At 75.0% G+C, this 23,689-nt stretch carries 23 protein-coding genes; 8 read left to right on the top strand and 15 right to left on the bottom strand.

The window, feature by feature from the left end:
* Nucleotides 1–322 precede the first annotated feature (322 nt).
* Nucleotides 323–1,969: a glycosyl hydrolase family 18 protein gene (locus FB586_RS09075; protein ID WP_136519039.1), complete on the top strand. Its 1,647-nt coding sequence runs from the start codon at nucleotides 323–325 to the stop codon at nucleotides 1,967–1,969.
* Nucleotides 1,970–2,026: 57 nt separating this feature from the next.
* Here the strand turns inward: FB586_RS09075 and FB586_RS09080 are convergent, their stop codons facing one another.
* The 3 genes from FB586_RS09080 to FB586_RS09090 form a co-directional block, all read right to left on the bottom strand.
* On the bottom strand, nucleotides 2,027–3,628 hold the full coding sequence (locus FB586_RS09080) for a methyl-accepting chemotaxis protein (protein WP_136519040.1): 1,602 nt from the start codon (nucleotides 3,626–3,628) through the stop codon (nucleotides 2,027–2,029).
* A 370-nt stretch (nucleotides 3,629–3,998) separates the two neighbouring features.
* The gene (locus tag FB586_RS09085) at nucleotides 3,999–4,793 is read right to left on the bottom strand and encodes an aldo/keto reductase (RefSeq protein WP_136519041.1); all 795 of its coding nucleotides are present in this window, start codon (nucleotides 4,791–4,793) and stop codon (nucleotides 3,999–4,001) included.
* A gap of 73 nt (nucleotides 4,794–4,866) precedes the next feature.
* Nucleotides 4,867–5,472, bottom strand: a complete 606-nt coding sequence (locus FB586_RS09090) for a TetR/AcrR family transcriptional regulator (RefSeq protein ID WP_136519042.1) — start codon at nucleotides 5,470–5,472, stop codon at nucleotides 4,867–4,869.
* A 75-nt stretch (nucleotides 5,473–5,547) separates the two neighbouring features.
* On the opposite strand from FB586_RS09090, the gene FB586_RS09095 reads away from it, so the two are divergent.
* Nucleotides 5,548–7,455, top strand: coding sequence for an ABC transporter ATP-binding protein (locus FB586_RS09095; RefSeq protein WP_222928333.1), 1,908 nt, complete (start codon nucleotides 5,548–5,550; stop codon nucleotides 7,453–7,455).
* A 7-nt stretch (nucleotides 7,456–7,462) separates the two neighbouring features.
* Here FB586_RS09095 and FB586_RS09100 read toward each other — a convergent pair whose 3' ends face one another.
* Together FB586_RS09100 and FB586_RS09105 are read right to left on the bottom strand one after the other, a co-directional pair.
* The gene (locus FB586_RS09100) at nucleotides 7,463–7,807 is read right to left on the bottom strand and encodes an MmcQ/YjbR family DNA-binding protein (protein WP_136519043.1); all 345 of its coding nucleotides are present in this window, start codon (nucleotides 7,805–7,807) and stop codon (nucleotides 7,463–7,465) included.
* A 33-nt stretch (nucleotides 7,808–7,840) separates the two neighbouring features.
* A complete protein-coding gene (locus FB586_RS09105) occupies nucleotides 7,841–8,536 on the bottom strand; it encodes a nucleotidyltransferase family protein (protein ID WP_136519044.1) in 696 nt (231 codons plus the stop codon).
* A 96-nt stretch (nucleotides 8,537–8,632) separates the two neighbouring features.
* On the opposite strand from FB586_RS09105, the gene FB586_RS09110 reads away from it, so the two are divergent.
* Complete coding sequence (locus tag FB586_RS09110) at nucleotides 8,633–9,397, top strand: endonuclease/exonuclease/phosphatase family protein (RefSeq protein ID WP_136519045.1); 765 nt, start codon at nucleotides 8,633–8,635, stop codon at nucleotides 9,395–9,397.
* A gap of 220 nt (nucleotides 9,398–9,617) precedes the next feature.
* Nucleotides 9,618–9,890, top strand: a complete 273-nt coding sequence (locus FB586_RS09115; protein WP_136519046.1) for an iron-sulfur cluster assembly accessory protein — start codon at nucleotides 9,618–9,620, stop codon at nucleotides 9,888–9,890.
* 163 nt (nucleotides 9,891–10,053) lie between these two features.
* Here the strand turns inward: FB586_RS09115 and FB586_RS19410 are convergent, their stop codons facing one another.
* The 8 genes from FB586_RS19410 to FB586_RS20010 all read right to left on the bottom strand — a co-directional run bounded on the left by FB586_RS19410 (nucleotide 10,054) and on the right by FB586_RS20010 (nucleotide 17,079).
* On the bottom strand, nucleotides 10,054–10,578 hold the full coding sequence (locus tag FB586_RS19410) for an HAAS signaling domain-containing protein (RefSeq protein ID WP_168800517.1): 525 nt from the start codon (nucleotides 10,576–10,578) through the stop codon (nucleotides 10,054–10,056).
* Nucleotides 10,575–10,919, bottom strand: coding sequence for a PadR family transcriptional regulator (locus FB586_RS09125; protein ID WP_222928334.1), 345 nt, complete (start codon nucleotides 10,917–10,919; stop codon nucleotides 10,575–10,577). Before FB586_RS09125 ends, FB586_RS19410 begins: the two co-directional genes overlap by 4 nt.
* A 74-nt stretch (nucleotides 10,920–10,993) precedes the next feature.
* Entirely contained in the window at nucleotides 10,994–11,611 is a 618-nt protein-coding gene (locus FB586_RS09130) for an FMN reductase (protein ID WP_136519047.1), read from the bottom strand.
* A 112-nt stretch (nucleotides 11,612–11,723) separates the two neighbouring features.
* Complete coding sequence (locus FB586_RS09135; protein ID WP_136519048.1) at nucleotides 11,724–12,902, bottom strand: LLM class flavin-dependent oxidoreductase; 1,179 nt, start codon at nucleotides 12,900–12,902, stop codon at nucleotides 11,724–11,726.
* A 148-nt stretch (nucleotides 12,903–13,050) separates the two neighbouring features.
* Complete coding sequence (locus FB586_RS09140; protein WP_136519049.1) at nucleotides 13,051–13,293, bottom strand: hypothetical protein; 243 nt, start codon at nucleotides 13,291–13,293, stop codon at nucleotides 13,051–13,053.
* Between the two features lie 19 nt (nucleotides 13,294–13,312).
* Nucleotides 13,313–14,038, bottom strand: coding sequence for a signal peptidase I (locus tag FB586_RS09145; protein ID WP_136519050.1), 726 nt, complete (start codon nucleotides 14,036–14,038; stop codon nucleotides 13,313–13,315).
* Between the two features lie 11 nt (nucleotides 14,039–14,049).
* Entirely contained in the window at nucleotides 14,050–14,757 is a 708-nt protein-coding gene (locus tag FB586_RS09150) for a SipW-dependent-type signal peptide-containing protein (RefSeq protein ID WP_136519051.1), read from the bottom strand.
* A 117-nt stretch (nucleotides 14,758–14,874) separates the two neighbouring features.
* Nucleotides 14,875–17,079, bottom strand: a complete 2,205-nt coding sequence (locus tag FB586_RS20010) for a putative bifunctional diguanylate cyclase/phosphodiesterase (protein WP_246036668.1) — start codon at nucleotides 17,077–17,079, stop codon at nucleotides 14,875–14,877.
* 217 nt (nucleotides 17,080–17,296) lie between these two features.
* Here FB586_RS20010 and msrB point away from each other — a divergent pair, with 217 nt between their 5' ends.
* The 3 genes from msrB (at nucleotide 17,297) to FB586_RS09170 (ending at nucleotide 19,066) form a co-directional block, all read left to right on the top strand.
* A complete protein-coding gene (msrB, locus tag FB586_RS09160) occupies nucleotides 17,297–17,716 on the top strand; it encodes a peptide-methionine (R)-S-oxide reductase MsrB (protein ID WP_136519052.1) in 420 nt (139 codons plus the stop codon).
* Between the two features lie 143 nt (nucleotides 17,717–17,859).
* Nucleotides 17,860–18,558 carry an NERD domain-containing protein gene (locus FB586_RS09165; RefSeq protein WP_246036669.1) on the top strand — a complete coding sequence of 233 codons (699 nt, stop codon included), beginning with the start codon at nucleotides 17,860–17,862 and terminating at the stop codon, nucleotides 18,556–18,558.
* Between the two features lie 34 nt (nucleotides 18,559–18,592).
* The gene (locus FB586_RS09170) at nucleotides 18,593–19,066 is read left to right on the top strand and encodes a MarR family winged helix-turn-helix transcriptional regulator (protein ID WP_136519054.1); all 474 of its coding nucleotides are present in this window, start codon (nucleotides 18,593–18,595) and stop codon (nucleotides 19,064–19,066) included.
* A 69-nt stretch (nucleotides 19,067–19,135) separates the two neighbouring features.
* Here the strand turns inward: FB586_RS09170 and FB586_RS09175 are convergent, their stop codons facing one another.
* Complete coding sequence (locus FB586_RS09175; RefSeq protein WP_370741058.1) at nucleotides 19,136–20,773, bottom strand: MDR family MFS transporter; 1,638 nt, start codon at nucleotides 20,771–20,773, stop codon at nucleotides 19,136–19,138.
* A 276-nt stretch (nucleotides 20,774–21,049) separates the two neighbouring features.
* Entirely contained in the window at nucleotides 21,050–22,543 is a 1,494-nt protein-coding gene (locus FB586_RS09180; protein ID WP_136519055.1) for a sugar porter family MFS transporter, read from the bottom strand.
* Nucleotides 22,544–22,783: 240 nt separating this feature from the next.
* On the opposite strand from FB586_RS09180, the gene FB586_RS09185 reads away from it, so the two are divergent.
* Nucleotides 22,784–23,386, top strand: a complete 603-nt coding sequence (locus FB586_RS09185) for a hypothetical protein (RefSeq protein ID WP_136519565.1) — start codon at nucleotides 22,784–22,786, stop codon at nucleotides 23,384–23,386.
* Nucleotides 23,387–23,689: the final 303 nt, after the last annotated feature.

Here is a 23,689-nt window from a genome sequence, read left to right on the forward strand (position 1 = left end):
GGCCACGAACCGCGCGCAGGTGCGCGCTGCGTCCGTCCTGCCCGCAGGGGCACGCGGTCGGTCGACCCCCCCGTCCCGGTCTGCGGGACGGGGGCCGGCCGCGGTACGACGCCTGGCGGGAGCGCGCGGTACCCCGTGTCACACGAACGGGTGGTGGCGGACAGCTGACCTGCGGCGTCGGTGACCTGCGGGAGCCCGTACCCGCCATCGACATCGTTATCGACAGTCATAGGACGATTGACTCCCGTGTCCCCCTGGTCCTAACGTCGATCTCGTCCCTATTTGTACGGCCTCCTTACAAATCGACGACGGGAGTCGTTCCATGGTCAGGAGCAGTGCGCACCACCCTCGCGCCGGGCGGTCACCGCGCCGGCGCGTCCTCGCCGCCGCGCTGACGGCGGTCGGTGTCCTCGTCGCCGGGCTCGTCGCCGCGCCCGGCGCGACGGCGGCCGGCGGCGTCACGGTCACCTTCACCTCGCAGGGCGACTGGGGGAGCGGCCACCAGGTCGCCGTCACGGTCACCAACGGCACCGCGGCGAGCATCCCCTCCTGGAGCGTCGACTTCGCGCTCCCCAACGGCGCCACCGTCGGCAGCGCCTGGGACGCGGACCTCACCCGCAACGGCAGCGGCTACCGCGCGACGAAGAAGTCGTGGGCACCCGCGCTCGCGCCCGGGGCCTCCCAGACCTGGGGCTACGTCGGCACCGGGCCGTTCGTGCGCCCGACGAGCTGCACGGTCAACGGCGCCTCGTGCAGCGGCGGCGGGACGCCGACGTCCACGCCGACGACGACCCCCACCGCGACGCCGACCCAGACCCCGACCCCCACCGCGACGCCGACGACGCCGCCGCCCACGGGGTCCAAGGTCGTCGGGTACTTCGCCGAGTGGGGCGTGTACGGGCGCAACTACCACGTGAAGGACATCGACACCTCGGGCTCGGCCGCGAAGCTGACCCACATCCTCTACGCGTTCGGCAACACCACCGGCGGCCGGTGCTCCATCGGCGACTCGTACGCCGACTACGAGAAGGCGTACACGGCCGAGCAGTCGGTCGACGGCGTCGCGGACACCTGGGACCAGCCGCTGCGCGGCAGCTTCAACCAGCTGCGGGAGCTGAAGAAGAAGCACCCGCACCTGAAGGTCATCTGGTCGTTCGGCGGGTGGACGTGGTCGGGCGGCTTCACGCAGGCGGCGCAGAACCCGCAGGCGTTCGCGGAGTCCTGCTACGACCTCGTCGAGGACCCGCGCTGGGCGGACGTGTTCGACGGCATCGACGTCGACTGGGAGTACCCGAACGCGTGCGGCCTCACCTGCGACACGAGCGGCCCGCAGGCGTTCGACCGGGTCGTCACCGCGCTGCGCAACCGGTTCGGCCCGAACAACCTCGTCACTGCCGCCATCACGGCCGACGGCAGCGACGGCGGCAAGATCGACGCCACCGACTACGCCACCGCGGCGCAGAAGCTCGACTGGATCATGCCGATGACGTACGACTACTTCGGCGCGTTCAACCCGCAGGGCCCGACGGCACCGCACTCGCCCCTGACGGCCTACCCGGGCATCCCGCAGGCCGGCTTCAACTCCGAGGCGGCGGTGAACAAGCTGATTGCCAAGGGCGTCCCGGCGCGCAAGATCCTGCTGGGTGTCGGCTTCTACGGCCGCGGCTGGACCGGCGTCACGCAGTCCGCACCGGGCGGCTCGGCGACCGGTGCCGCGCCCGGCACCTACGAGCCGGGCATCGAGGACTACGAGGTCCTCAAGCAGCGCTGCCCGGCCACCGGCACGGTCGGCGGCACGGCGTACGCGCACTGCGGCAACCAGTGGTGGTCGTACGACACCCCGCAGACCATCGGCGGGAAGATGACGTGGGCCCGGAACAAGGGCCTCGGCGGCGCCTTCTTCTGGGAGCTGTCCGGCGACACGCCGAACGGTGAGCTCATCACCGCCGTGCAGGGCGGCTGGCGCTGAGCAGTCGACGCGGTCCGGGCGCCCCGCCCTCGGGGGGTGCCCGGACCGCGTCGTGCGTCAGAACCGGTAGGACCCGACGAGGTCGCCGAGCTCGGTCGAGACGCCCGTGAGGTCCTGCGCCGCGCGCCGCGACTCGTCGACGGACGTGGTGGTCGCGCGGGCGACGTCGGCGACGTCGCCGATGCCCGTCGCGATGCGTTGCGACTCGGCGGCCACCCGGGAGACGCCGCGGTTGATCTCGCCGGTCGTCGCGGCCTGCTGCTCGACCGCCACGGCGATGGCCCGCTGGTGGCCGTCCATCTCCTGGATCACGCGGGCGACCTCGGTGACCGCCGCGACGGCCTGCTCGGTGTCCGCCTGGATCGCCGCGATGCGCCGGGCCACGTCCTCCGTCGCGCGCGCGGTCTCCTGCGAGAGCTCCTTCACCTCCGTGGCGACGACCGCGAAGCCCTTGCCGGCGTCGCCCGCCCGCGCCGCCTCGATGGTCGCGTTGAGCGCGAGCAGGTTCGTCTGCTCGGCGATGGCGGAGATGAGCTGCACGACCTCGCCGACGGTCCGGCTCGACTCGCCGAGGCGGCCGATCGTGCCGACGGTCTGCTCGACGACCGTGACGGCGCGCCGGCCGATCGTCACCGCGTCCTCCGCGCTGCGCGCGATCTCCCCGATCGACGCGCCCATCTGCTCGGAGCCGGCCGACACGTCCGCGATGCTGCGGGAGACCCCCTCGGCCGCCTCGGCGACGCTGCGGGCCTGCGCGGACGACGCGGCGGCGCCGTCGGCGATGTCCGACGACACGCTGCCGACGCGGTCGCTGATCCGCGCCAGGTCGTCGGAGCGGGCGTGGAAGGCCGCCATGACCTGCGAGAGGCTGTCGAGGGCGGTGTCGAGCGAGCGCGCCAGGCGCGCGACCTCGTCGTGCCCGGTGACCTCGACCCGCTGCGTGAGGTCCCGGTCCGCGACGCGGCGCAGGACGTCGGCGGCGCGGCCGAGCGGCCGCGTCACCCCGCGCGTGACGCGCCACGCGACCGCCGCGCAGGCGAGCGCCGCGAGTGCGGTGACCACGACCATGAGCCGCGCGAAGCCGCCCGCGACCTCGCGCGCGTGCGCCGTCTCCACGCGGTTCATCTCCTCCTCGAGGTCGATGAACACGTTGATGGCCGCCAGCCAGTCGGTGAAGGCCGGTGCGGCCCGGTCCAGCAGGACCTCCTGCGCCGCCGGGACGTCGCCGGCCGCCTGGAGGGCGACCACCTCGTCGACCAGCGGCAGCGTCCGGGCCTCGACCGCGGCGATCTCGTCGAGCGCCGCCCGCTCCTGCGCGGTCACCGCGTCGGGGCCTGCGACGAGCGTCGCCATGGCCTGCGCCGACTCCGCGTAGTCGTCGGCGAGCGCCTCGATCTGGGCCACGGCGGCGTCCGCGGCGTCCGGAGTGCGGGCGAGCACGACGTCGCGCAGGGCGATCGCGCGGTCGTGCACGCTGCCGCGGAAGTTGATGGCGTACCGCTGCTTGACGCTGTTGACGTCGTTGATGGTCGTCAGCCGCGCCTCGATCTCGACGACGCGGACCACGCCCAGCGTGGCGACGCCCGCCATGGCGACGATCAGCGCCGCGAACGTGAGTGCCAGCTTGCGGCCCACCGTCAGCCGTCCTGCTCCGCGCATGTGTCGTTCTCCTCCCGGGTCTGCACCCCCGATCGACGCGCGGGGCGCGGTGCTGAGGGAGGGGTCACCGGAGCGGGCTGTGGTTGACGTCACGTGCGCGCGTCGGGTAGACCTGTCCGGCGGTGGCACAACGGCGTGGCGCCCGACGCATCACACGGGGACGGTTCTCGGTAAACCGCACCCGACGTGCTCGCCGGTCGGAGACGACGGCGGCGAGCACGTGCGAGGTGAGAGCGCGACCACCCTGGTCCGGCCCTCGCGCCGCAGGCGCAGCCCCGGTCGTGCGGCACGGCCGCGGTGCTCGCCGGACGCGACGACGGCGCCGGCCGCGACGCGACCGACGCCGTCCTCCCCTCTCCGGGGGAGCCCGTCAGGACTGCGAGCGGAGCCCGTCGATCGCCGCCATCTCCTCGGCCGTGAGCTCGAACGACAGCGCGCCGAGGTTCTCCTCGATGCGCTCGCGCCGCACGGACTTCGGGATCACGACCACGTCGTGCTGCACGTGCCAGCGCAGCACCACCTGCGCTGCCGTCACGCCGTGGGCGCGCGCGGCGGCCGCGATCGGCTCGGCGTCGAGGTCCGTGCGCTTGAGGGGGCTGTACCCCTCGACGACGATGCCGCGCTCGCGGTGGGCGGCGAGCAGGTCGGGGTCGTGGTCGACCGGCGAGTAGGGGATCTGGTTGACGGCCGGCGCCTCGCCGGTCGCCTCGATGAGCTCGTCGATCTGCGCGATCGAGTAGTTCGACACGCCGATCGCGCGCACCAGGCCCTCGTCGCGCGCCTTGATGAACTCGGCCCACACCTCGGGGCTCGCCTGCTTGTTCGGCGGCCAGTGCACGAGCCACAGGTCCAGGTGGTCCGTGGTGAGCGCCGACAGCGACTCGGTGAGCGTCCGGCGCTCGCGGCCGCCGTGGTCCGGCGGGAGCTTCGTGGTGACGAAGACGTCGTCGCGGTCGATGCCGCGGGTGGACAGCGCGCGGCCGACCTGGGCCTCGTTGCCGTAGCCGGTCGCGGTGTCGACGTGCCGGTAGCCGAGCTGCAGCGCGGCGCTGACCGCGAGCTCGGCGTCGTCGCCCTCGGCCTGCCACGTGCCGAAGCCGAGCACGGGGATGCGCCCGCCGCGGATCTCCAGGGTCGGGGTCTGGGGGTGCGTGGAGTCGGTCATGACTCATCCTCACCACGGGCCCGGCGTTCGCGCGCGCGGAGCGCCGGCCGCCCGGGTGCCTCCCGGGGCGCGCTCAGCCCGGCAGCGACGCGCCCAGCGCCTTGCGGAGCGTCAGGAGCAGGTTCGTCACGACGGTGTGCCGGTCGGCGTCGCCCGCCCGCAGGGTGGACCAGGACAGGTAGAGCGCGGACCACAGCACGCCCTGCGACCAGTCGTCCGGCAGGCGCGGGTCGAGGGAGCCGTCGGTGCGCCCGCGGGCGCACAGCCGGACCAGGGCGTCGCCGTTCATGACGTCGTCCGCCCACGCCTCCTCGGGCACGAGCCCGGAGAACAGCACGGTGAGCAGGTCGCCCAGCTCGAGGTACTCCTGCGCGACCCGCAGGAGGGCCTCGAGCGCCGTGCCCTCGTCGAGCCGGGCGCGGTCGTGGGCCGCCGCGATGGACCGGACGGCGTGGCGCGCGACCGCGTCGAGCAGGTCGGCGCGCTCGGGGAAGTAGCGGTGCAGCGTCGTGCGCCCGACGTCGGCGAGCTCCGCGACGCGGCCCAGCGACGCACCGGGGTCCGCGGCGAGGGCCCGGACCGCGGCCTCGACGATCGCCTGCCGCGTCCGCGCCCGCGCACCCGACTCGGCGGAGGCGTCCGCCGTCGGTGCCGTGCCGGACCGGGAGTCGTTCGCCATGAGCGAACGGTACATCGCCATGCCGGAGAGGAATTGTCGTTGACCGAAGTGGAACACGAGTGTTCCACTCGATCCATGAGCGCCGACCCCGCCCCTGCCGCCCCCGATCCCGAACCCGCCCAGCCGGACGCCGCCGTCGCGTCCGGCTCCGACACCGGCACCGGCTCCGACACCGGCTCCGGCGCACCCGAGAGCCGCCCCGCGCTGCTGCCGCGTGGCGAGCAGCTGCGCATCCTCCTCGACCTCGTCCGGCCGCACCGGCGCACGCTGGCGCTCGGCCTCGTCCTCGGGCTGGCCGCGACCGCGCTGTCCCTGGCCACGCCGATGGTCACCAAGTGGGTCCTCGACTCGCTCGGCGCCGACTCCTCGCTCGCGGGTCCCGTCGCCGTGCTGCTCGCCCTGTTCGTCGTCGGCTCGGTCGTCGGGTACGTGCAGTGGGTCGTCATGGGTGCGCTCGCCGAGCGGATCGTGCTGGACGCCCGCGAGTCGCTCGTCCGGCGCTACCTGCGTGCGACGGTCGCGGCGATCACGGGTCGTCCGACCGGGGAGCTCGTCACGCGCGTCACCTCCGACACCGTCCTGCTCCGGGAGGCGGCGACGTCGAGCCTCGTCAGCCTCGTGAACGGCACGGTCGCCCTGGTCGGGACGCTCGTGCTCATGGGCGTCCTCGACCTCGTCCTGCTCGGCACGACGATCGCGGCGATCGTCGTGGTCGGCGCCGTCATGGCCGCGCTGCTGCCCGGCATCGGGGTCGCGGAGAAGGCGTCGCAGGAGGCTCTCGGGCGGCTGGGCGGGACGCTCGAGGGGTCGCTGCGCGCCATGCGCACGGTGAAGTCGAGCCGGGCCGAGGCGCGGCAGGCGGCGGCGATCCTCGGCGCCGCGCGGGAGGCGCGCGACCACTCGGTGCGGGCGGTGCGCACCACGGCCCTCGCGTGGACGGTCGCGTGGGGCGGGATCCAGCTCGCCATCATCGTCATCCTCGGTCTGGGCGCCTGGCGCGTCGCGCAGGGCGACCTCCCGGTGTCCAGCCTCGTCGCCTTCCTGCTCTACGCGTTCAACATCGTCGGCCCCATCACGGAGCTGACGCAGAGCCTCACGCAGCTGCAGTCCGGCGTCGCCGCGGCCGGCCGGATCGCCGAGGTGCAGGCCATGGACGTCGAGCCCGGCGCGCCGCCGGTCACGACCTCCGGCCCCGTCCCGGCCGCGGCGTCCGACGACGTCCCGGTCCTGGAGCTGCGCGGCGTGACCGCGGCGTACGGGCCCGACCGCGAGCCGGCCGTGCGGGACCTGTCGCTCGTGGTGCCGCGGCGCGGGCACACGGCCCTCGTCGGCCCGTCCGGAGCGGGCAAGACCACCGTGTTCTCCCTGCTCCTGCGCTTCCTCGAGCCGCAGGAGGGCGAGATCCTCCTCGACGGCCGCCCGTACGCGGCGTGGAGCCACGAGGAGGTCCGCGCCCGGTTCGCGTACGTGGAGCAGGAGACGCCGGTCGTGCCGGGCACGATCCGCGAGAACCTGCTGTTCAGCAACCCCGCGGCGAGCGAGGAGGAGCTCGCGCGCGTGCTCGCCGCCGTGCGCCTGGGCGGCGTGTTCGACGACCTCCCCGAGGGCCTGGACACGCGCCTGTCGGAGACGTCCGTGTCCGGCGGGCAGCGCCAGCGCATCGCCCTCGCGCGGGCCATGCTGTGCCGGCCCGAGGTCATGCTGCTCGACGAGGCCACCGCGCAGGTCGACGGCCTCACGGAGGCGGCCGTGCACGACGGCATCCGGGCCATGGCCGCGACCGGCGCGGTCGTCACCGTCGCGCACCGGCTCTCCACCGTCGTCGACGCGGACACGATCCTCGTCATGGAGGAGGGGCGCGTGCGGGCGCGCGGGACGCACGCGCAGCTGCTCGCCGAGGACGCGCTGTACCGCGAGCTCGTCGAGGCGCTGCGCATCCGGGACGACGCACCCGCGGACGAGGGCGCCGGCGTCCCGGTGTGACGGCCCGTCAGGCGGGCGGGCCCAGGTCCGGGTGGCGCCGCCGCAGCACGGGCGGCGCCGCCCACCACCACGACTGCGCGAGCAGCGCGCCGACGAGCGCCGGGTCCGCGACCCGCAGGTCGACCAGCACGAGGTTCGTGCCGGCGTGGTGGTCCGTGGTCGAGTACAGGTCGGGCTGCTGCGCGACGAGCGCGCGCCGCTCCCCGTCGTCCTCCACCCGCACCGTGAGCCGGTCGTCGTCCCACATGCGGCCGACCAGGGCGCGGTGGAACCAGGCCGGGCGGCCCCAGCTGGGCCGCTCGGTCACCTCCGGCAGCGCGAGGGCGAGGCGGCGTACGTCGTCGAGGTCCACGTCACCAGGGTGACGCGGACCACCGACGTCCGGTCAGTCCTCGCCGCCGCCCGGCTCGCTGCGTCCCGGCGTCGCGGTCATCCGGCCGCCGTCGCCGCCCGTCAGGCCGAGCTCGTCGGCCAGGTAGAGGAACGCGCGCGCGTACGGCTGCCCCTCGACGTCCGTGCGGACCTGCGCCCAGTCGATCTGCTCGCGCAGGGCCCGGGCCATCGGCAGCAGCCACGTGAAGTCGCAGTAGTGCTCGCCGAGCACGCGCATCTTCGCCGAGATGATGTCCGTGGCGGGCAGCACGGGCATGCGCACGGCCAGCACCTCGAGCTGCTCGGCCCGCTCGAGCTGCGCGTACGTCACCGGCTCGCCGACCATGCGGAACAGCACGTCGACCAGCTGGCCGTGGTGGTACGCCTTGAACAGCCAGTTCTCCGCCGGCTGCTGCACGTCGAGGCCGGCCGCGGCGAGGGCACGCTTCGCGCGGTCGACGTCCTCCTCCGCGATGGCGAAGTCGGCGTCGTGGCTCGGCTCCGGCGCACCGCGCGCCCACGCGGCGTACCCGCCGACGAGGGCGAACGGGATCTCGGCCTCGAGCAGGGCGACGGCGGTGCGGCGCAGGCCGTCCTGCAGCACGGCGCGGTCGTCGGGCGTCTCGGCCCCGGTCGGGGCGGGCAGCGGCGGCGGGGCAGCGCCGGTCAGGGGCGGGGTGCCCGCGGCAGGCGTCGTCTCGGAGGGCATGCACGGTGTCTACACCGGCCGCGGCCGGTCCGCAGGGCGAGCGGGCAGGCCGTCCCTGCCCGCGCGGGGACGCGCGCCCCGGGTCAGAATCCCAGCGTGCGGCTGGCCACCTTCAACATCCTGCACGGGCGCTCGACGGTCGACGGGCGCGTCGACCTCGACCGGTTCACCGCCGCGGTGCGGCGCCTCGACGCCGACGTCCTCGCGCTCCAGGAGGTCGACCGCGGGCAGGCGCGCTCGCACGGCGCCGACCTCACGGCGCTCGCGGCCGAGGCGATGGGCGCCGAGCACCACCGGTTCGTCGCGACGCTGCACGGCGAGCCCGACCTGTGGGTCGCCGCGACGGGCGACGCCCAGCCGAGCACGGCCGCCTACGGCATCGCGCTGCTCTCGCGCCTGCCGGTGCGCGACTGGCGGGTCGTGGCGCTGCCCGCGCTGCGCCGCCGCACGCCCATCCGGTTCCCCGACGCGCGCTGGCCCGTGCTCGTGCGCGACGAGCCCCGGTCGGCGATCGCGGCCGTCGTGGAGCACGAGGACGGGCCGTGCACCGTGGTCGGCACGCACCTGACGTTCATCCCGGGCTGGAACGCGCGCCAGCTGCGGCACGCCGTGCGGGCGACCCGCACGCTCCCGGGCCCGCGCGTGCTCATGGGTGACCTGAACATGACCGGCGACCGCCCGGCGCGCGTGTCGGGCATGCGGTCGCTGGCGCGCGCGTCGACGTACCCGCTGGGGACCCCGCAGCGTCAGCTCGACCACGTGCTCGGCAGCGGCCGCGTGCGTGCGGCGTCGGGGGCGCGGGCCCTCGATCTCGGCCTCTCGGACCACCGCGCGCTCGTCGTGGACGTCGCGGTCGGCTGACGGCGCCGGGTCGACGGCTCCCCGCGGAGGCGCAAGGTACGTCGTCGCCGACGCGGGCGCACCCGGGGCCCGCGGCGTGTCGCGACGGGTCTCGCCCAGCGGACGAGCGTTTGCGTGCGACGGGGAGCGCTGGTCACGGTGGAGCACGACCGACGGCGTCGACCCCGACGGCCCCCGGCCGGAGGGGACGGCGTCACCAGGCGAGCAGAGAGGAGCACGCGTGCTCACCCTGACCGACAACGCCCGCACCGCCGTCGAGACCCTCACCCAGCGCGCCGGCCTGCCCCAGGAGGGCGGCCTGCGGATCGCCGAGCAGGACTCGGGCGGCTTCGAGCTCGCGCTCGTCGCCGGGCCCGACCCGGGCGACGACGTCGTCACGGAGGGCGGCGCCCACGTCTACGTGGACAGCCGCACCGCGCAGACCCTGACGGACCAGCGCCTGGACGTCGAGGCGACCGGCACGGGCACGGCGTTCACGCTGACCCACCAGTGACGTGCGGCCGCCGACCGGCGGCACCCGCGGCGACGCCCCCGGCACCGAGCGGTGCCGGGGGCGTCGTGCGTCGGCCGGGCCGTGCGCCCGAAAGGCACGGGTGTCGGACCACGCAGGGGACGAGAGGAGTCGCGCCGCCGTCCGGCGTCGCTCTCCTCCCGGGTCACCGTGCCGGGGCCGTCTGCACGGGATCCTGCGTCGGCACCGACTCGGAGGCGGCGAGCAGGGTCAGTGCGAGGACCGCCGCTGCGAGCAGGGTGAGCACCGCGACGACCAGCGCGGCCCGTGCGAGCGGTCGGCCGCTCCTCTCTCCCGTGCGCAGGTGCACGATCGCCGCGACCAGCCCGATCAGGGCCAGCGGCACCCCGACGACGGGCACGGGCAGAAGGAGCAGGGCTCCGGCGATCGCCGCCGCCGTCGCGACCACGGCGAGCCCGCGGGTCGGACGGGACGGGCTCGTCGCGGGTGCGGCGCCGGTCGCGATCGAGGCGATCGCGTCCACCGGGCCCAGCTCGGCCAGGACGCCGCGCACGTCCTCCGACGACGCGTTCCCCGGGAGCGCCTCCGTCAGGTGCTCCCGGACGGACGCCAGGGTGTCGGCGCGCTCGCGCGGGTCCGCCCCGCTCAGCGCGCGCTCGAGGTCGTCCAGGTAGGCCTGCGCCAGGGGGTGCTGCAGCTTCGCCGTCATCGGTCAACTCCCGCGAGAACCGTCCGGACATCCGCACTGAAGGGTTGCCACGCCTGGACGAACGTCGCCAGAGCCGTGCGACCCGAGTCGGTGAGCTCGTAGTAGCGCCGCGGTGGGCCCGCGGTCGACTCGCGCCAGGTGGAGTCGACCCACCCCTGGCGGCGCAGCCGGGAGAGCAGCGGGTACAAGGTGCCCTCGCTGCCGAAGAGGACGCGGTGGCGCCCGAGCCGGTGGGCGAGCTCCAGCCCGTAGCTCGGGTGCTCCGCCAGGAGTGCCAGGACGCAGTACTCGAGCACACCCTTGCGCAGCTGCGTCAGCACGCCGTCGATGTCGCTCGCCACGTGCCGACTCTAGCAGGGAACCTTGCACCGCAAGGTAGCGATGCGCGGCACGCGCGCGCCGGACGGCGACGCGCTCAGGCGCCCAGCAGGTCCTCGAAGGACGGCACCGCGTCGTACAGCCCCACCCGGCGCGCCGGCTCGCGGGCCGCGACGCGCTCGGCGAGCTGCTCGCCCGCGCGGCGGATGCGGTCGGGCAGGGGGCGCACGTCGTCCGTCCCCGCCTCGGCCCAGTCGTCGGTCGCGGCGAACACGCCCGTCGGGACCACGTCGGCGCCCAGGTACGCGAACAGGGGCCGCAGCGCGTGCTCGACGACCAGCGAGTGGCGGGCAGTGCCGCCGGTCGCGCCGAGGACGACCGGCGTCCCGCGCAGCGCGTCCTTGTCGAGCACGTCGACGAACGACTTGAACAGCCCCGCGTAGGACGCGGTGTAGACGGGCGTGACGGCGACGACGCCGTCGGCACCGGCGAGCGCCTCCTGCGCCTCGGCCAGCCCGCCGCGCGCGTAGCCCGTGAGGGTCATGTCGACGACCTCGTGCGCGAGGTCGCGCAGCTCGACGACGGTCACGCGGGCCTCGACGCCGCGCTCCGCCAGAGCGGACACGGTGGCGTCCGCGAGGCGGTCGGCCAGCATGCGCGTCGACGACGGCTGCGACAGGCCGCCGGAGACGACGACGATCGAGCGTGCGGTCATGGTGGAGCCTTCTTCCGGTGCTGCGGGTGGTGCGGGGTGGTGTGGTCGGGGGCCGGACGCCCGCCCCGGCAGGGGGGAGGGGCGGGGCGGACGCCCGGCGGTCAGGGGTGCGTCAGCGGACGGTCGCCGCGTCGGCGGCGTCGAGGTCGTCCTCCGCGGTGCGGCCGGTCCAGTGGTCCGCGGCGGCGACGGCGGCCGCCGGGACGGCGCCCGCGGCACGGGCGGCGGCGACGCGGTCGGCGTGCGACGGCGGGTTCGCCGGCACGTCGGCGGGGCGGCGCGCCTCGGCCTCCTTGCGGAGCACCGGGACGACGTCCTCGGCCAGGATGTCGATCTGCTCGAGCACGGTCTTGAGCGGCAGGCCGGCGTGGTCGATGAGGAACATCTGCCGCTGGTAGTGCCCGACCTGCTCCCAGAAGGCGCCGTACCGGTCGATGACCTGCTGCGGGCTGCCCACCGTGAGCGGCGTCTCGCGCGTGAAGTCCTCCATCGACGGCCCGTGGCCGTAGACGGGGGCGACGTCGAAGTAGGGCCGGAACTCGTCCCACGCGGCCTGCGAGCTCTTGCGCACGAACACCTGGCCGCCGAGGCCGACGATCGCCTGGTCGGCGCGGCCGTGGCCGTGGTGCTCGTAGCGCTGGCGGTAGAAATTCACCATCTGCGCGGTGTGCTGCATGGGCCAGAAGATCGCGTTGTGCAGGAACCCGTCGCCGTAGTAGGCGGCCTGCTCGGCGATCTCGGGGGAGCGGATCGAGCCGTGCCAGACGAACGGGGGCACGCCGTCGAGCGGGCGCGGGGTGGACGTGAAGCCCTGCAGCGGCGTGCGGAACTTGCCGCTCCAGTCGACGACGTCCTCCTCCCACAGCCGGCGCAGCAGCGCGTAGTTCTCGATCGCGAGCGGGATGCCCTGGCGGATGTCCTTGCCGAACCACGGGTAGACGGGGCCGGTGTTGCCGCGGCCCATCATGAGGTCCATGCGCCCGCCGCTGACGACCTGGAGCATCGCGTACTCCTCGGCGAGGCGGACCGGGTCGTTGGTGGTGATGAGGGTCGTGGCGGTGGACAGGATGATGTTCTTCGTCCGGCCCGCCAGGTAGCCGAGCATCGTCGTGGGCGACGACGGCACGAACGGCGGGTTGTGGTGCTCCCCGGTGGCGAAGACGTCGAGCCCGGCGGCGTCGGCGTGCTCGGCGATGGTGAGCATCGCGCGGACGCGCTCGGTGTCGTCGGGGGTCCGCCCGGTCGTGGGATCGGTCGTGACGTCGCCGACCGAGAAGATCCCGAACTGCATGTCGCACCTCTGGTTCCGATCCAAGTCGATGCGTTTGCATCGAACAGCCGCCTCAACGGTGCCACGTCGCACGGTATTCCGCCCAGCCCCGGCGGGGCGACGTCCGTCACGGCGGCGGCCCGCGAGGCCTGCCGGACGCAGCGCGCGGTCAGCCGGCGGTGCCGGCGACCTCGGCGCCCGTGGTGCCGCCCGTGGTGCCCGTCGTCCCGCCCGTGGTGCCGTCCGTCGTGCCGTCCGTCCCGCCCGTCGTCCCTCCGCCCGGGGGCGGGGACGGCGCGACGGACACCGTCACGGTGACGGTGGTGGTGTCCGTGAGGACCGCGCCCGTGCGGTCGACCGCGGGCCCGGCGGCGGCCAGGCCGACGACGAGCAGCACGACGGCGAGGCGCACCCGGCTGCCCCGCCGCGGCTCAGTCCGCGAGGAGCGCATCGATCCCCCTGTCGGGCGGCACGGGGCGGGCCGGTGCTCGCCGCCGGCGCCGGCGGCTCTCGGCGAGCGACACCAGCTCGAGCCCGGCGAGCGCGACCAGCGCCGGCACGAGGAGCGTCGCGCGTCCCACCGCCGACGTGCCCCACTCCAGCCACCGGCCCCAGCCCTCGTGCACGCGCAGCAGCACGCCGCGCACACGCTCCACCGGTGTGGCGTCGGGGTCGGGCGCGGCGTTCGCGTCGCCCTGGGTCGTGATGTAGGTCTGCAGCAGCGGCTCGCCGTCGGCGTTCAGCAGCGGCCGCATCGGCCCGTCCTGCCCCGCCACGGGCTCCATGGCGGGCAGCGGCTGCACCGAGACGATGCGGTGGGTCACCAGCTCGCTGGACCCCACGGGCTGGAACGTCACCACCAGTCCGGGCCGCAGCTCCGAGGGGTCCGTCACCGAGCGCAGCACCACGACGTCGCCGGCCGAGAAGCGCGGCTCCATGCTCCCCGACGTGACGAGGAGCAGCCGCTGCCCCTGCGTCTGGTACCACAGCGGCACCGCGAGGGTGGTGAGGTACGCCAGGACCCCGGCGACCACGACCGCCCACAGCCCCGCCCGCAGCGCCCCCCGCCACGTCGGACGGGCGCGTCGCCGTGCCGCCGCCGCGCGCGGGGCGCGGCGGTCGACGAACGGTGGCGACGTCCGGGTCGGTGGTGCCATGAGCGACGCGGTCAGCTGTTGTTCACCGTCTGCTCGGAGTCGACCTGGAAGCGCACGGTGGCCGAGGTGCCCTGGAAGGGGTTGTCGCTGTCGTCGTCCGCCTTCTGCATCGTCAGCGCCAGGCAGAGCGTCTCGCCCTGCCCGGCGATCAGCGTGCGGTCACCGGGCTCCGCGCCCTCGGTCGGGTCCTCGCCGCGGCTCGGGTCGCCCACGACCGGGGTGAGCGTCTTCGGCAGCCCGAACGTGGCCGCGTCGCGGGGCCAGCCGCCGACCCGGTCCGCCGGGGGCGTCGACGCCGTCTCCAGCGCCCGGCACGCCTCGGGCGTGACCCCCTGGTACACGTCGAGCCGCAGCCGGTCGCGCAGGTCCCCGCCGCCGGGACCGGGCTCCGCCTCCGACACGAGCGACAGGGCGTACCGCAGCGCGAGCGACCCGCCGTTCGCCAGCTGCATCGGCGCGTACGTGGTGTCCCCGGGCGCGAGGTTCCCCTCGGGCAGCGTGAACTCGAGCGTCTCGGCGGTCTCGAGCACGAGCGTGCCCGTGGTGATGCCGCCCTCGGTCGTGTCCCGGTCGGTGAAGACGGCCGCGGTCGTGAGCGACGTCGCGCCCAGGGCGGCCATCCCGAGGATCGCCCCGGTCGTCCAGAGCCGGCGCCGGCGCAGCACCTCCTCGCGCGGGGGTGCCGGGTCGATCATCTCCTCGAGCACCTCGTCCATCATGCGGGCGTCCCCCGTTCGGTCGTACGTCGGGCCGCCGACGGCTCCAGGGCGGAGGCCGGCCTGTCGGCGTTGTCGGCAGGAGGGCGGCCGACTTGAGCGATCCGCACCGGGTTCACCCTATCGAGTGATGTCGGCGGCGCCGTGCACGCCGACGAGCGTCGCGGGCTGGGGGCGCGCCCACAGGTACCCCTGGGCGCGGTCGACGCCCAGCCGCTCGAGCACGTGCGCCGTCGCGCGGTCCTCGACGCCCTCCGCCACGACCGACAGCCCGAACGAGTGCGCGAGGTCCACCATGGCCTGCACGACCACCTCCGACCCCTCGCGCGCGTGCTCGCCGAGGTCGGTGACGAACAGGCGGTCGATCTTCAGCTCGTCCACCGGCAGGTCGCGCAGCTGCGAGATCGACGTGGTGCCGATCCCGAAGTCGTCGATGGCCACGCGCACGCCCAGCTCGCCCAGCCGGTGCAGCACGGGCACGACACGGGAGCGGTCGGCGACGATGGCCGTCTCCGTGATCTCCACCTCGAGCAGGCGGGCCGGCACGGCGTGCTCCTCCAGCAGCTGCTCGATGGTGTCCACGACGGCCGACGACGCCACGTCGTGCGCCGACAGGTTCACGGCGACCGGCACGTCCTGGCCGGCCCGGTGCCAGTCGGCGAGCTGCCGCACCGACTCCGTCAGCGCGAGCTGGGTCACCTCGTGGATGAGCCCCGACTGCTCCGCGAGCGGGATGAACGTGCCCGGCAGCAGGACGCCGCGCGTCGGGTGGCGCCACCGAAGGAGCGCCTCGTAGCCGACCGTCCGGCCCGTCGCGAGCTCGATCTTCGGCTGGTAGTGCATCTCGAGCTGCGCGGCGGGGACCTCCGCCGCAGGTCCCGGCGCGCCCTCGTGCGCCCGCGCGGCGCCGTCGGCGCGGGTGGCGCGTGCCGCGCGGCCCGGCCACGCAGGGAGCCGGCGGCCGGCACGGGCGGAGGCGTGCGCGTCGTCACCCTCCCGCAGGGGCTCGTCGTCGTCCGCGTCCGCGCCGTCGGCGAGCACCGCGCCGCGGCTGCGCGCCTGCCGCTCGATGGCCGCGTGCAGCTCCCCGAGCAGCACCAGCCGGGCCGGCGAGGAGTCGTCGACGTCGGGGGAGTAGACGGCGACGCCGGTGCGGCGGTCCTTCGCGACGTACATCGCGATGTCGGCGGTGCGCATGAGGGAGGACGCGTCGTCGGCGTGGTCCGGCAGGCACGCGACGCCGATCGACGTCTCGATGTGCAGCGCCATGTCGCCGAGCTCGAACGGCCGGGAGAACAGCCCGCGCACGCGCTGCGCGAGCCGCTCGGCGTTCTCCACCGTGCGCACGTCGGGCAGCAGGATCGCGAACTCGTCGCCGCCCAGGCGCGCGACGAGGTCCTCGTCGCGCAGCGCCCCGCGCAGGCGGGCCGCCACCTGCTCGAGCAGCTCGTCGCCGTGGTCGTGGCCGAGCGTGTCGTTGATGTCCTTGAACCGGTCGACGTCGAGCAGGATCAGCCCCACGCGCGAGTCGTCCTCGTCGGCGCGGGCGATCGCGCGCCGCATCTGCTCTGCCAGCAGCCGGCGGTTGGGCAGGCCCGTGAGCGAGTCGACCATGGCCAGCCGGGCGTTCTCCAGCGCGGCCGTCCGCAGCCGTCGGGACGTGCTCGTGACGATCCGGAACAGCAGGACCCACAGGACCACCAGGCTCGCCGCCACCGCGACGGCGACGCCGCGGCGTGCCTCGCCCAGCGTGGCCTGCGTCGCGGAGTGGTCGAGCACGACCTCGGCGACGCCCACCGTCTCGCCGCGCCCGGCGCCGGTCGTCGCCGCCGGCGCCGGGCCGGGCGCGGGCTCCGCGCCGGGCGTCGGCCCGACGGCGGCCGCGTCCCCGGTGACGTCCGTCGTCACCGGCGTGTAGACGTCGAGCACCACGAGCTCGGCGGCGCCGCCGGCCGTGACCCGCCGCACGTCGTCCTGCACGACCGCGTCCGGCTCGCCGGTGCGCAGGACCTCGTCGAACCGCGTGGTGTGGGCGACCCCGCTCGTCGCGGACGGGTCGGAGCTGTACATGAGGCGTCCGTCGAGGCTCCACAGCCGCAGCTCCACCAGGTCCGCCTCGAAGCCCGACGTGCGGCGCGCGACCTGGTCCGCGACGTCGTCGGACAGCACGCCCGTGAGGAAGGCGTTGGACGGCACCGCGCTCGACGCGTAGCTCGCGACGATCCGGGCGAGCGCCGTGCCGTCGGCCGTCGCCTGCCGCTGCATCTGGGTCGACGTGACGAGGACGAGGGCGACGCCCACGGCGGCCATCCCGAGCGAGCTCACCAGCGCGAACGTGCGCGTGAAGCTCCGGCGACGGCGGGACGTGTGCGGCACAGGACCTCGAGGGGGCGACGTGGAGCTCCGGCGGCGGATCCCGGCCAGCGTAGGTGGTCCGCCCGCGCGGGCACGACACCCGTGCACCCCGGCGCGGCGGGCCGGCCGCGGGAACGCGACGGCGGCATCCGGTGTTGGCACGGTCACCGACCCGAAGGAGGACGACGTGGGCTACCCCGTCCAGAAGACCGACGAGCAGTGGGCGCTCGAGCTCGAGCCGCAGGAGTTCGCGGTGCTGCGCCGCGCCGGCACGGAGCGGCCGTGGACCGGTGAGCTGCTCGGCGAGCGCCGGGAGGGCGTGTACCGGTGCCGCGCGTGCGGCAACGAGCTGTTCCGCTCGGACACGAAGTTCGACGCGCACTGCGGCTGGCCGAGCTTCTTCTCGCCGCTCGCGGGCGACCGCGTGGAGCTTCTGGAGGACCGCAGCCACGGCATGGTCCGCACCGAGGTGCGGTGCGCGCGCTGCGGCTCCCACCTGGGCCACGTCTTCGACGACGCGCCGCAGACGCCCACCGGCGACCGGTACTGCATGAACTCGCTGAGCCTGACGTTCGAGCCCGCCGCGGGCTCCTCCGAGCAGGGCTGACGACACGCCGCGGACACGCCGCGCACGGGAGAACAACCTCCTGCAGGTGACTGAAGTCCCCTGCGCGGCGTGCCGATAATGACGGCGTGGAGGAGGTCCTGACAGTCCGGCGATGGCGGCGGTACGGAGCCGACCGACTCTTCGTGACGCACGAGAGCGGCGGCCGTGTCGGCTCGGTCGACCTGCAGTCCGGCGAGGTGGTCGTCGACGACCCCGTCCTCGAGGCCGGGCTGCGCCGTGCCGCCCAGGAGTACCTGCGCGCCGACGTGCCCGAGCTCGTGCTCCCCATGCCGCGCGCGACGGGCTCGCTGGACGCGCTCGACGAGGCGGGCCTGGACGCGTGGCTCGGCCCCGACCGCCCGCGCGGCGAGCGCGGCAGCCCGGTCGGGGTGCGGCTCGACCGGCTGGCGGAGGCCGGCTGGCAGACCGTGCACGACGTCCCCCTGGGACGCCAGGGCACGGTCGTCGAGCACCTGCTCATCGGCCCGGGCGGCATCTTCACGGTCGCCGAGCGCCGGCACCCGGGCAGCCGGGTGCGCGTCGAGGCGCGCACCATGCGCGTCGACGAGCGCGCGGTCCCGTACCTGCGCGACGCCCGCCTGGAGGCGGCGCGGGTGCAGGGCCTGCTGCAGTCCGCCGGGTGCGCGGGCGTGACGGTGCGGGCGGTCCTCGTGGTCGACGGCGACCTCGAGCGCGACCCGACGCAGCCGCCGCAGGACGCGCTCGTCGTGGCCCGGCACGAGGTGCCGAACGTCTTCCGTCTCATGCCGGAGCGGCTGGACCGGGTCCGGGTGCACGCCTTCGCGCAGATGGCGCGGCGGCGCACCACGTGGGCCCGCTGACCGCCGGCGCGCCGCCCTGCGCCAGGATGGGGTCATGACCGAGGACCCCGTGCTGCGGCTCGAGCGAGAGCTCGGCCTGTTCGTCCGCCGCGCGCGGGCCTCCGCGGCCCACGTGGCACGGGCCGTCCACCCGGACCTGGACCCGTCGGCGTACTCGCTGCTGTCCGCGGTCGCGGCGGAGCCCGGCACGCGCGCGAGCGACCTCGCGGACCGTCTCGGCGTGGGCCGCGGGACGATGTCCCGGCAGCTGGCCCGCCTCGAGCGGCTCGCGCTCGTGACCCGCGAGGCGGACCCCCACGACTCGCGCAGCCACCCCCTGCGGCTCACGGAGGAGGGGGAGCGCCGCCTGCAGGCGGCCCGGCAGGCGCGGCGGGAGTGGTTCCGGGATGCGCTCGACGCGTGGTCCCCGGAGGAGCTGGACGCGCTCGCCGAGCGGCTGGAGCGCCTGAACACGGCGATCCACGACCGGATGCGCCGTGCGGGGGCGGACCCCGACGCGGCGCCCTAGACGCGGCACCACCGCGACGAGCCCCGGCCCCCCGCGAGGGGACCGGGGCTCGTCGCGGTGGTGCGGGTGTCAGGCGCGTGCGGCGGCCTGCTCGGCCTCGAGGCGCTGCTCGATGCCGGAGCGGCTGCCCAGCGGCACCTCGCGCAGGAGCAGGACGGCGACGAACGCGAGCACCGCGACGGGCGCGGCGACCAGGAACAGGTCCGCGACCCCGACGCCGAAGGCGTGCTCGACCACGTGCCGGATCGGCGCGGGCAGCGTCGTGACGTCGGGCAGCGCGGACGCGCCGCCGCCGGCGCCGCCGAGCAGCGCGGGGTCGACGTGGGCCGCGCGCAGCCCGTCGACCATGTAGTCCTGCACCCGGTGCGACAGCAGCGCGCCGAGGGCCGAGACGCCGAGCGTGCCGCCGAGGGTGCGGAAGAACGCGATCGTGGCGGTGCCGGAGCCGACGTCCTGCACAGGCAACGTGTTCTGCGCGGCCAGCACGAGGTTCTGCATGAGCATGCCGACGCCGACGCCGAGGACGCCCATGAACAGGCCGAGCAGCCAGAACGACGTCGTCTCGTCGATGGTGCCCATGAGGGCGAGGCCCGCGACGAGCAGGACCGAGCCGGCGACCATGAAGCGCTTGTAGCGGCCGGAGCGGGAGATGGCCCGGCCCGAGAGCGTCGAGGACAGGAACAGGCCGAGGACCATCGGGATGGTCAGCAGGCCGGACTCGGTGGGCGTGCGCCCGCGCGACAGCTGCAGGTACTGGCTCAGGTAGACCTGCGTGCCGAACAGCGCGATGCCGACGGCGACGGACGCGACCACGGCGAGCACGACCGTGCGGTCGCGGAACAGCCGCAGCGGGATGATCGGCTCGGCGGCGCGGTGCTCGACGGCCACGGCCGCGGCGAGCAGGACCACGGAGCCGCCGACCATCGCGGCGGTCTGCCACGACGCCCACTCGAACGAGTCGCCGGCGAACGTCACCCAGAGCAGCAGGGTGGCGATGCCCGCGGAGATGAGGACCGCGCCGGCCCAGTCGATCTGCACCCGGCGGCGGGGCACCGCGGGCAGGTGCAGCGTGCGCTGGAGGACGACGATCGCCGCGACGGCGAAGGGCAGGCCCACGAAGAAGTTCCAGCGCCAGCCGGCCGCGTCGGTGATGACGCCGCCGAGCAGCGGGCCGCCGACCATGCCGACGGCCATGACGGCGCCCATGAGGCCCATGTACCGGCCGCGCTCGCGGGGGCTGATGATGTCGGCGATGAGGACGGTGCCGAGGGCCGTCAGGCCGCCGGCGCCGATGCCCTGCACGGCGCGCATGCCGATGAGCATCTCGGTGCTGTGCGCGAGGCCGGCGAGGGCCGAGGACACGACGGAGATCACGAGCGCGACCTGCACGAGGACCTTGCGGTTCGTCAGGTCGGCGAGCTTGCCCCAGATCGGGGTGGAGATCGTGGTCGTCAGCAGCGTGGCGGTCACGACCCACGTGAACGCGGACTGCGTGCCGCCGAGGTCGGTGATGATCCGCGGCAGCGACGTCGAGACGACGCTCGTCGCGAGGATCGAGACGAACATCCCGAGCAGGATGCCCGAGAGGGCCTCGAGGACCTCGCGGTGGGTCATGGCGGGGCGGGCGTCGGCGACGACGGGCGGGACGTCGCCGGGGTGCGCGGGATCGGGCGCGGTGGTGGTGCGGGTGTCGGGCTGGGTGGTCACGCAGGACTCGCTTCCGGGCTGCGGGCGGGGGACCGGCGGCGTCGGCGGTCGGGTTCGGTAGGGCGCGAGGCGCCAGAAAGTTGCTTAAGGCAACTCTAAGACAGATCGTTACCTCGGGCAACCGTTGTGGCGCCGTCCTTGTTCCCGGACGCCCCTCGTTCCCGGACGCCCCTCGTTCCCGGACGCGTCTCGTTCCGGACGTGCCTCCTCCCCGGACGCGCGAGGGCCCGGGTCGCCGCCGCTGCGACGTGCCCGGGCCCTGCGCGGTGCGTGCCGTCAGGCCCGCGTGCGGTTGCGCTCGACGCGCAGCCCCTCCATGTCCTCGAGCTGCACACCCTTCGTCTCGGGCACCTTCGTCAGCACGAAGAAGAAGGACAGCAGCGCGAACGCCGCGTACATGAGGTACGGGATCGACGCGCCGAACGCGTTGAGCATCGGCGGGAACGAGATGGTGATGAGGAAGTTCGCGATCCACTGCGCCGCCGCGGCCAGGCCGAGCGCGGCCGCACGGATGCGGTTGGGGAAGATCTCGCCCAGCAGCACCCACACCAGCGGGCCCCACGACGCGCCGAAGAACACGACGAACAGGTTGGCCGCGACCACGGCGACCATGCCCCACGGCGCCGGCAGGCTCACGTCCTCGCCCGAGCCCGTGCTGTTCATGAACGCGACCGCCACGACCGCGAGCGTCACGGCCATGCCCGCCGAGCCGATGAGCAGCAGCGGGCGCCGGCCGATCTTGTCGATGAGCGCGATCGCGATGAACGTCACCAGCACGTTCGTGATCGACGTGATCGTCGACGTCGTGAACGCGTCGCCCTCGTCGAACCCGACCGCCTGCCACAGCGTGTTCGAGTAGTAGAAGATCACGTTGATGCCGACGAACTGCTGGAAGACCGACAGCAGGATGCCGACCCACACCACCGGCAGCAGGCCGAACCGCGGCCCGCGCAGGCTCGACTGCGACGCGAGCGCCTCGTCCGTGCGGATCGTGTGCTCGATGTCGCGGATCCGCTCGTCCACGTCCTCGTCGGGCGGGAGGACCGAGGCGAGGACGGCGCGTGCCTCCTGCCGCTTGCCGCTCGCCAGCAGGTAGCGCGGCGACTCCGGGATGCGCAGCGCCAGGATCCCGTAGATCGTCGCCGGCACCACCGCGACGAGGAACATCCACCGCCACGCCTCGAGCCCGAACCACAGCTCGCCGCTGGCGTCCGCGCCCGCACCGGGCGTCGCGCGGGCGAGCAACTCGTCGGACAGCAGCGCGGCGAAGATGCCGATGACGATCGCGAGCTGCTGCAGCGAGCCCAGGCGGCCGCGGATGCGGGCCGGCGCGATCTCCGCGATGTACGCGGGAGCGATCACCGACGCGATGCCGATGCCGAGGCCGGCCATGAACCGCCACGCGATGAGGTCCCACACGCCGAAGGCGATGCCGGAGAGCACCGAGGACACGAAGAACAGCACCGCGCCGAGGAACATGACGCGCGTGCGGCCCCACCGGTCGGCGAGCCGCCCGCCCAGCCACGCACCGAGCGCGCAGCCCAGCAGGGCGACGGCCACGGCGAAGCCGCTCAGCCCGCTGCCGAGGTCGAACTGCTCGGTGAAGGCCTGCACCGCACCGTTGATGACGGAGCTGTCGAAGCCGAAGAGGAAGCCGCCGACGGCCGCGGCGACCGCGAGGGCCACCGCCTTGCCGGTGTGCTTGCCGTTGAGCTCGCCGGACGAGCCCCCGCCCTGCGGTCCAGTCCTGCGGGACGCCGGATCGGACATCGTCCACCCCCGTCTGGTGTTCACGGCCGGGCCCAGCGCCTGGTCACAGCCCACTCTCTCCCCGGCGGTGGGGGCTCGCACGCGGAGCGTGGCGCCGACGGCGCTGGTCGCGGCCGCGGGCCGTCGTGGCCGGCCCCGTCGGTGGCACCGCGGGAGCCGCGGGTGCATCATCGCCCGGTGGCACCGACGGGAGCGCAGGACGGGGGCACGGGGCACGAGCCCCGGCGCCACCACCGCCCCCTGCCCTTCGACCCCGCGCAGGCCGACGCCCTGCCCGGCGACCTGGACCCGCAGCTGCGGGGCGAGATCGCGCACACCACCGCCGGGGCCCTCGTGCACCGGGCCCGCGCGTCGCAGGACCCCGAGGTGGTCCGGCGGCTCGTCGCGCTCGTCGAGACCGAGGGGCTCGACGTCGTGGCGGCGATGTGGGCCGACAGCCCCGCCGACACGCTGCCGGGCGCCCTGTGGCGCCTGTACGTGCTGCGCGAGTGGGTGCGCCGCGACCCGGCGACCGTCGCCGACCGGTACCGGATGGGCGTGGCCGCCGCACCCGTGCACGACGCCGTCGCGGGCGTGGTCGAGGCGCCCGGCCCGGCCGACGTGCGGGCCGTGGCGGACGCGGTGCTGTCCGGTGTCTACTCCGGCGACCTCGCCGTGGCCCTCGAGCGCGCCGCCGCGTTCTGCCAGGTGCTCGCGACCGGCGCCGCGTTCGACGCCGACCACCTCGACGTCGTCGACCCGGGCGGTGCCGCCCGCCTGACGCGCGGTGCGGCCTCGCTCGTGCGCACGGCCGAGGAGCTCGGGGCCGCGGCTGCCCTGTGGCGGGCGGACCGCCTCGACTGACCGCCCGGGGGCTGCTGCGCGGGTCCCCCGGACGCGTGACGATCGTCACCGGTCCTGCGCTCGCCGGGTGCGCCCGGCGGCCCGCGCCTAGACTGGTGGCGGCGCCGGGTCGCGGTGGCCCCGGGCTCCATCATCAGCCGCTTCGAGCGGCCACGCGCCGAGAGGCGCCCCGCGGCCCGGCGTCCTCGCGCCCGCCCCGCGGCCCCGCCGCGCCCGCGTCACCCGGTCGGGGCCTGCCCCCGCGTCCCGGTCGGTGCACCTGCCGTTCACTGGCCGTTAGGCTGACCCCGCCCGAGCACCCGC

Origin of the sequence: Cellulomonas telluris (assembly GCF_004886325.1) — a bacterium.
Taxonomy (GTDB): domain Bacteria; phylum Actinomycetota; class Actinomycetes; order Actinomycetales; family Cellulomonadaceae; genus Cellulomonas; species Cellulomonas telluris.

What these genes read in the sequence shown, in the direction of transcription:
- FB586_RS09180 (WP_136519055.1), bottom strand. Translation starts at nt 22,543, where the DNA reads ATGTCCGATCCGGCGTCCCGCAGGACTGGACCGCAGGGCGGGGGCTCG.
- FB586_RS09145 (WP_136519050.1), bottom strand. Translation starts at nt 14,038, where the DNA reads ATGGCACCACCGACCCGGACGTCGCCACCGTTCGTCGACCGCCGCGCC.
- FB586_RS19410 (WP_168800517.1), bottom strand. Translation starts at nt 10,578, where the DNA reads ATGACGGCGAAGCTGCAGCACCCCCTGGCGCAGGCCTACCTGGACGAC.
- FB586_RS09170 (WP_136519054.1), top strand. Translation starts at nt 18,593, where the DNA reads ATGACCGAGGACCCCGTGCTGCGGCTCGAGCGAGAGCTCGGCCTGTTC.
- FB586_RS09150 (WP_136519051.1), bottom strand. Translation starts at nt 14,757, where the DNA reads ATGATGGACGAGGTGCTCGAGGAGATGATCGACCCGGCACCCCCGCGC.
- FB586_RS09085 (WP_136519041.1), bottom strand. Translation starts at nt 4,793, where the DNA reads ATGACCGACTCCACGCACCCCCAGACCCCGACCCTGGAGATCCGCGGC.
- FB586_RS09090 (WP_136519042.1), bottom strand. Translation starts at nt 5,472, where the DNA reads ATGGCGAACGACTCCCGGTCCGGCACGGCACCGACGGCGGACGCCTCC.
- FB586_RS09080 (WP_136519040.1), bottom strand. Translation starts at nt 3,628, where the DNA reads ATGCGCGGAGCAGGACGGCTGACGGTGGGCCGCAAGCTGGCACTCACG.
- FB586_RS09130 (WP_136519047.1), bottom strand. Translation starts at nt 11,611, where the DNA reads ATGACCGCACGCTCGATCGTCGTCGTCTCCGGCGGCCTGTCGCAGCCG.
- FB586_RS09135 (WP_136519048.1), bottom strand. Translation starts at nt 12,902, where the DNA reads ATGCAGTTCGGGATCTTCTCGGTCGGCGACGTCACGACCGATCCCACG.
- FB586_RS09105 (WP_136519044.1), bottom strand. Translation starts at nt 8,536, where the DNA reads ATGCCCTCCGAGACGACGCCTGCCGCGGGCACCCCGCCCCTGACCGGC.
- FB586_RS09075 (WP_136519039.1), top strand. Translation starts at nt 323, where the DNA reads ATGGTCAGGAGCAGTGCGCACCACCCTCGCGCCGGGCGGTCACCGCGC.
- FB586_RS09095 (WP_222928333.1), top strand. Translation starts at nt 5,548, where the DNA reads ATGAGCGCCGACCCCGCCCCTGCCGCCCCCGATCCCGAACCCGCCCAG.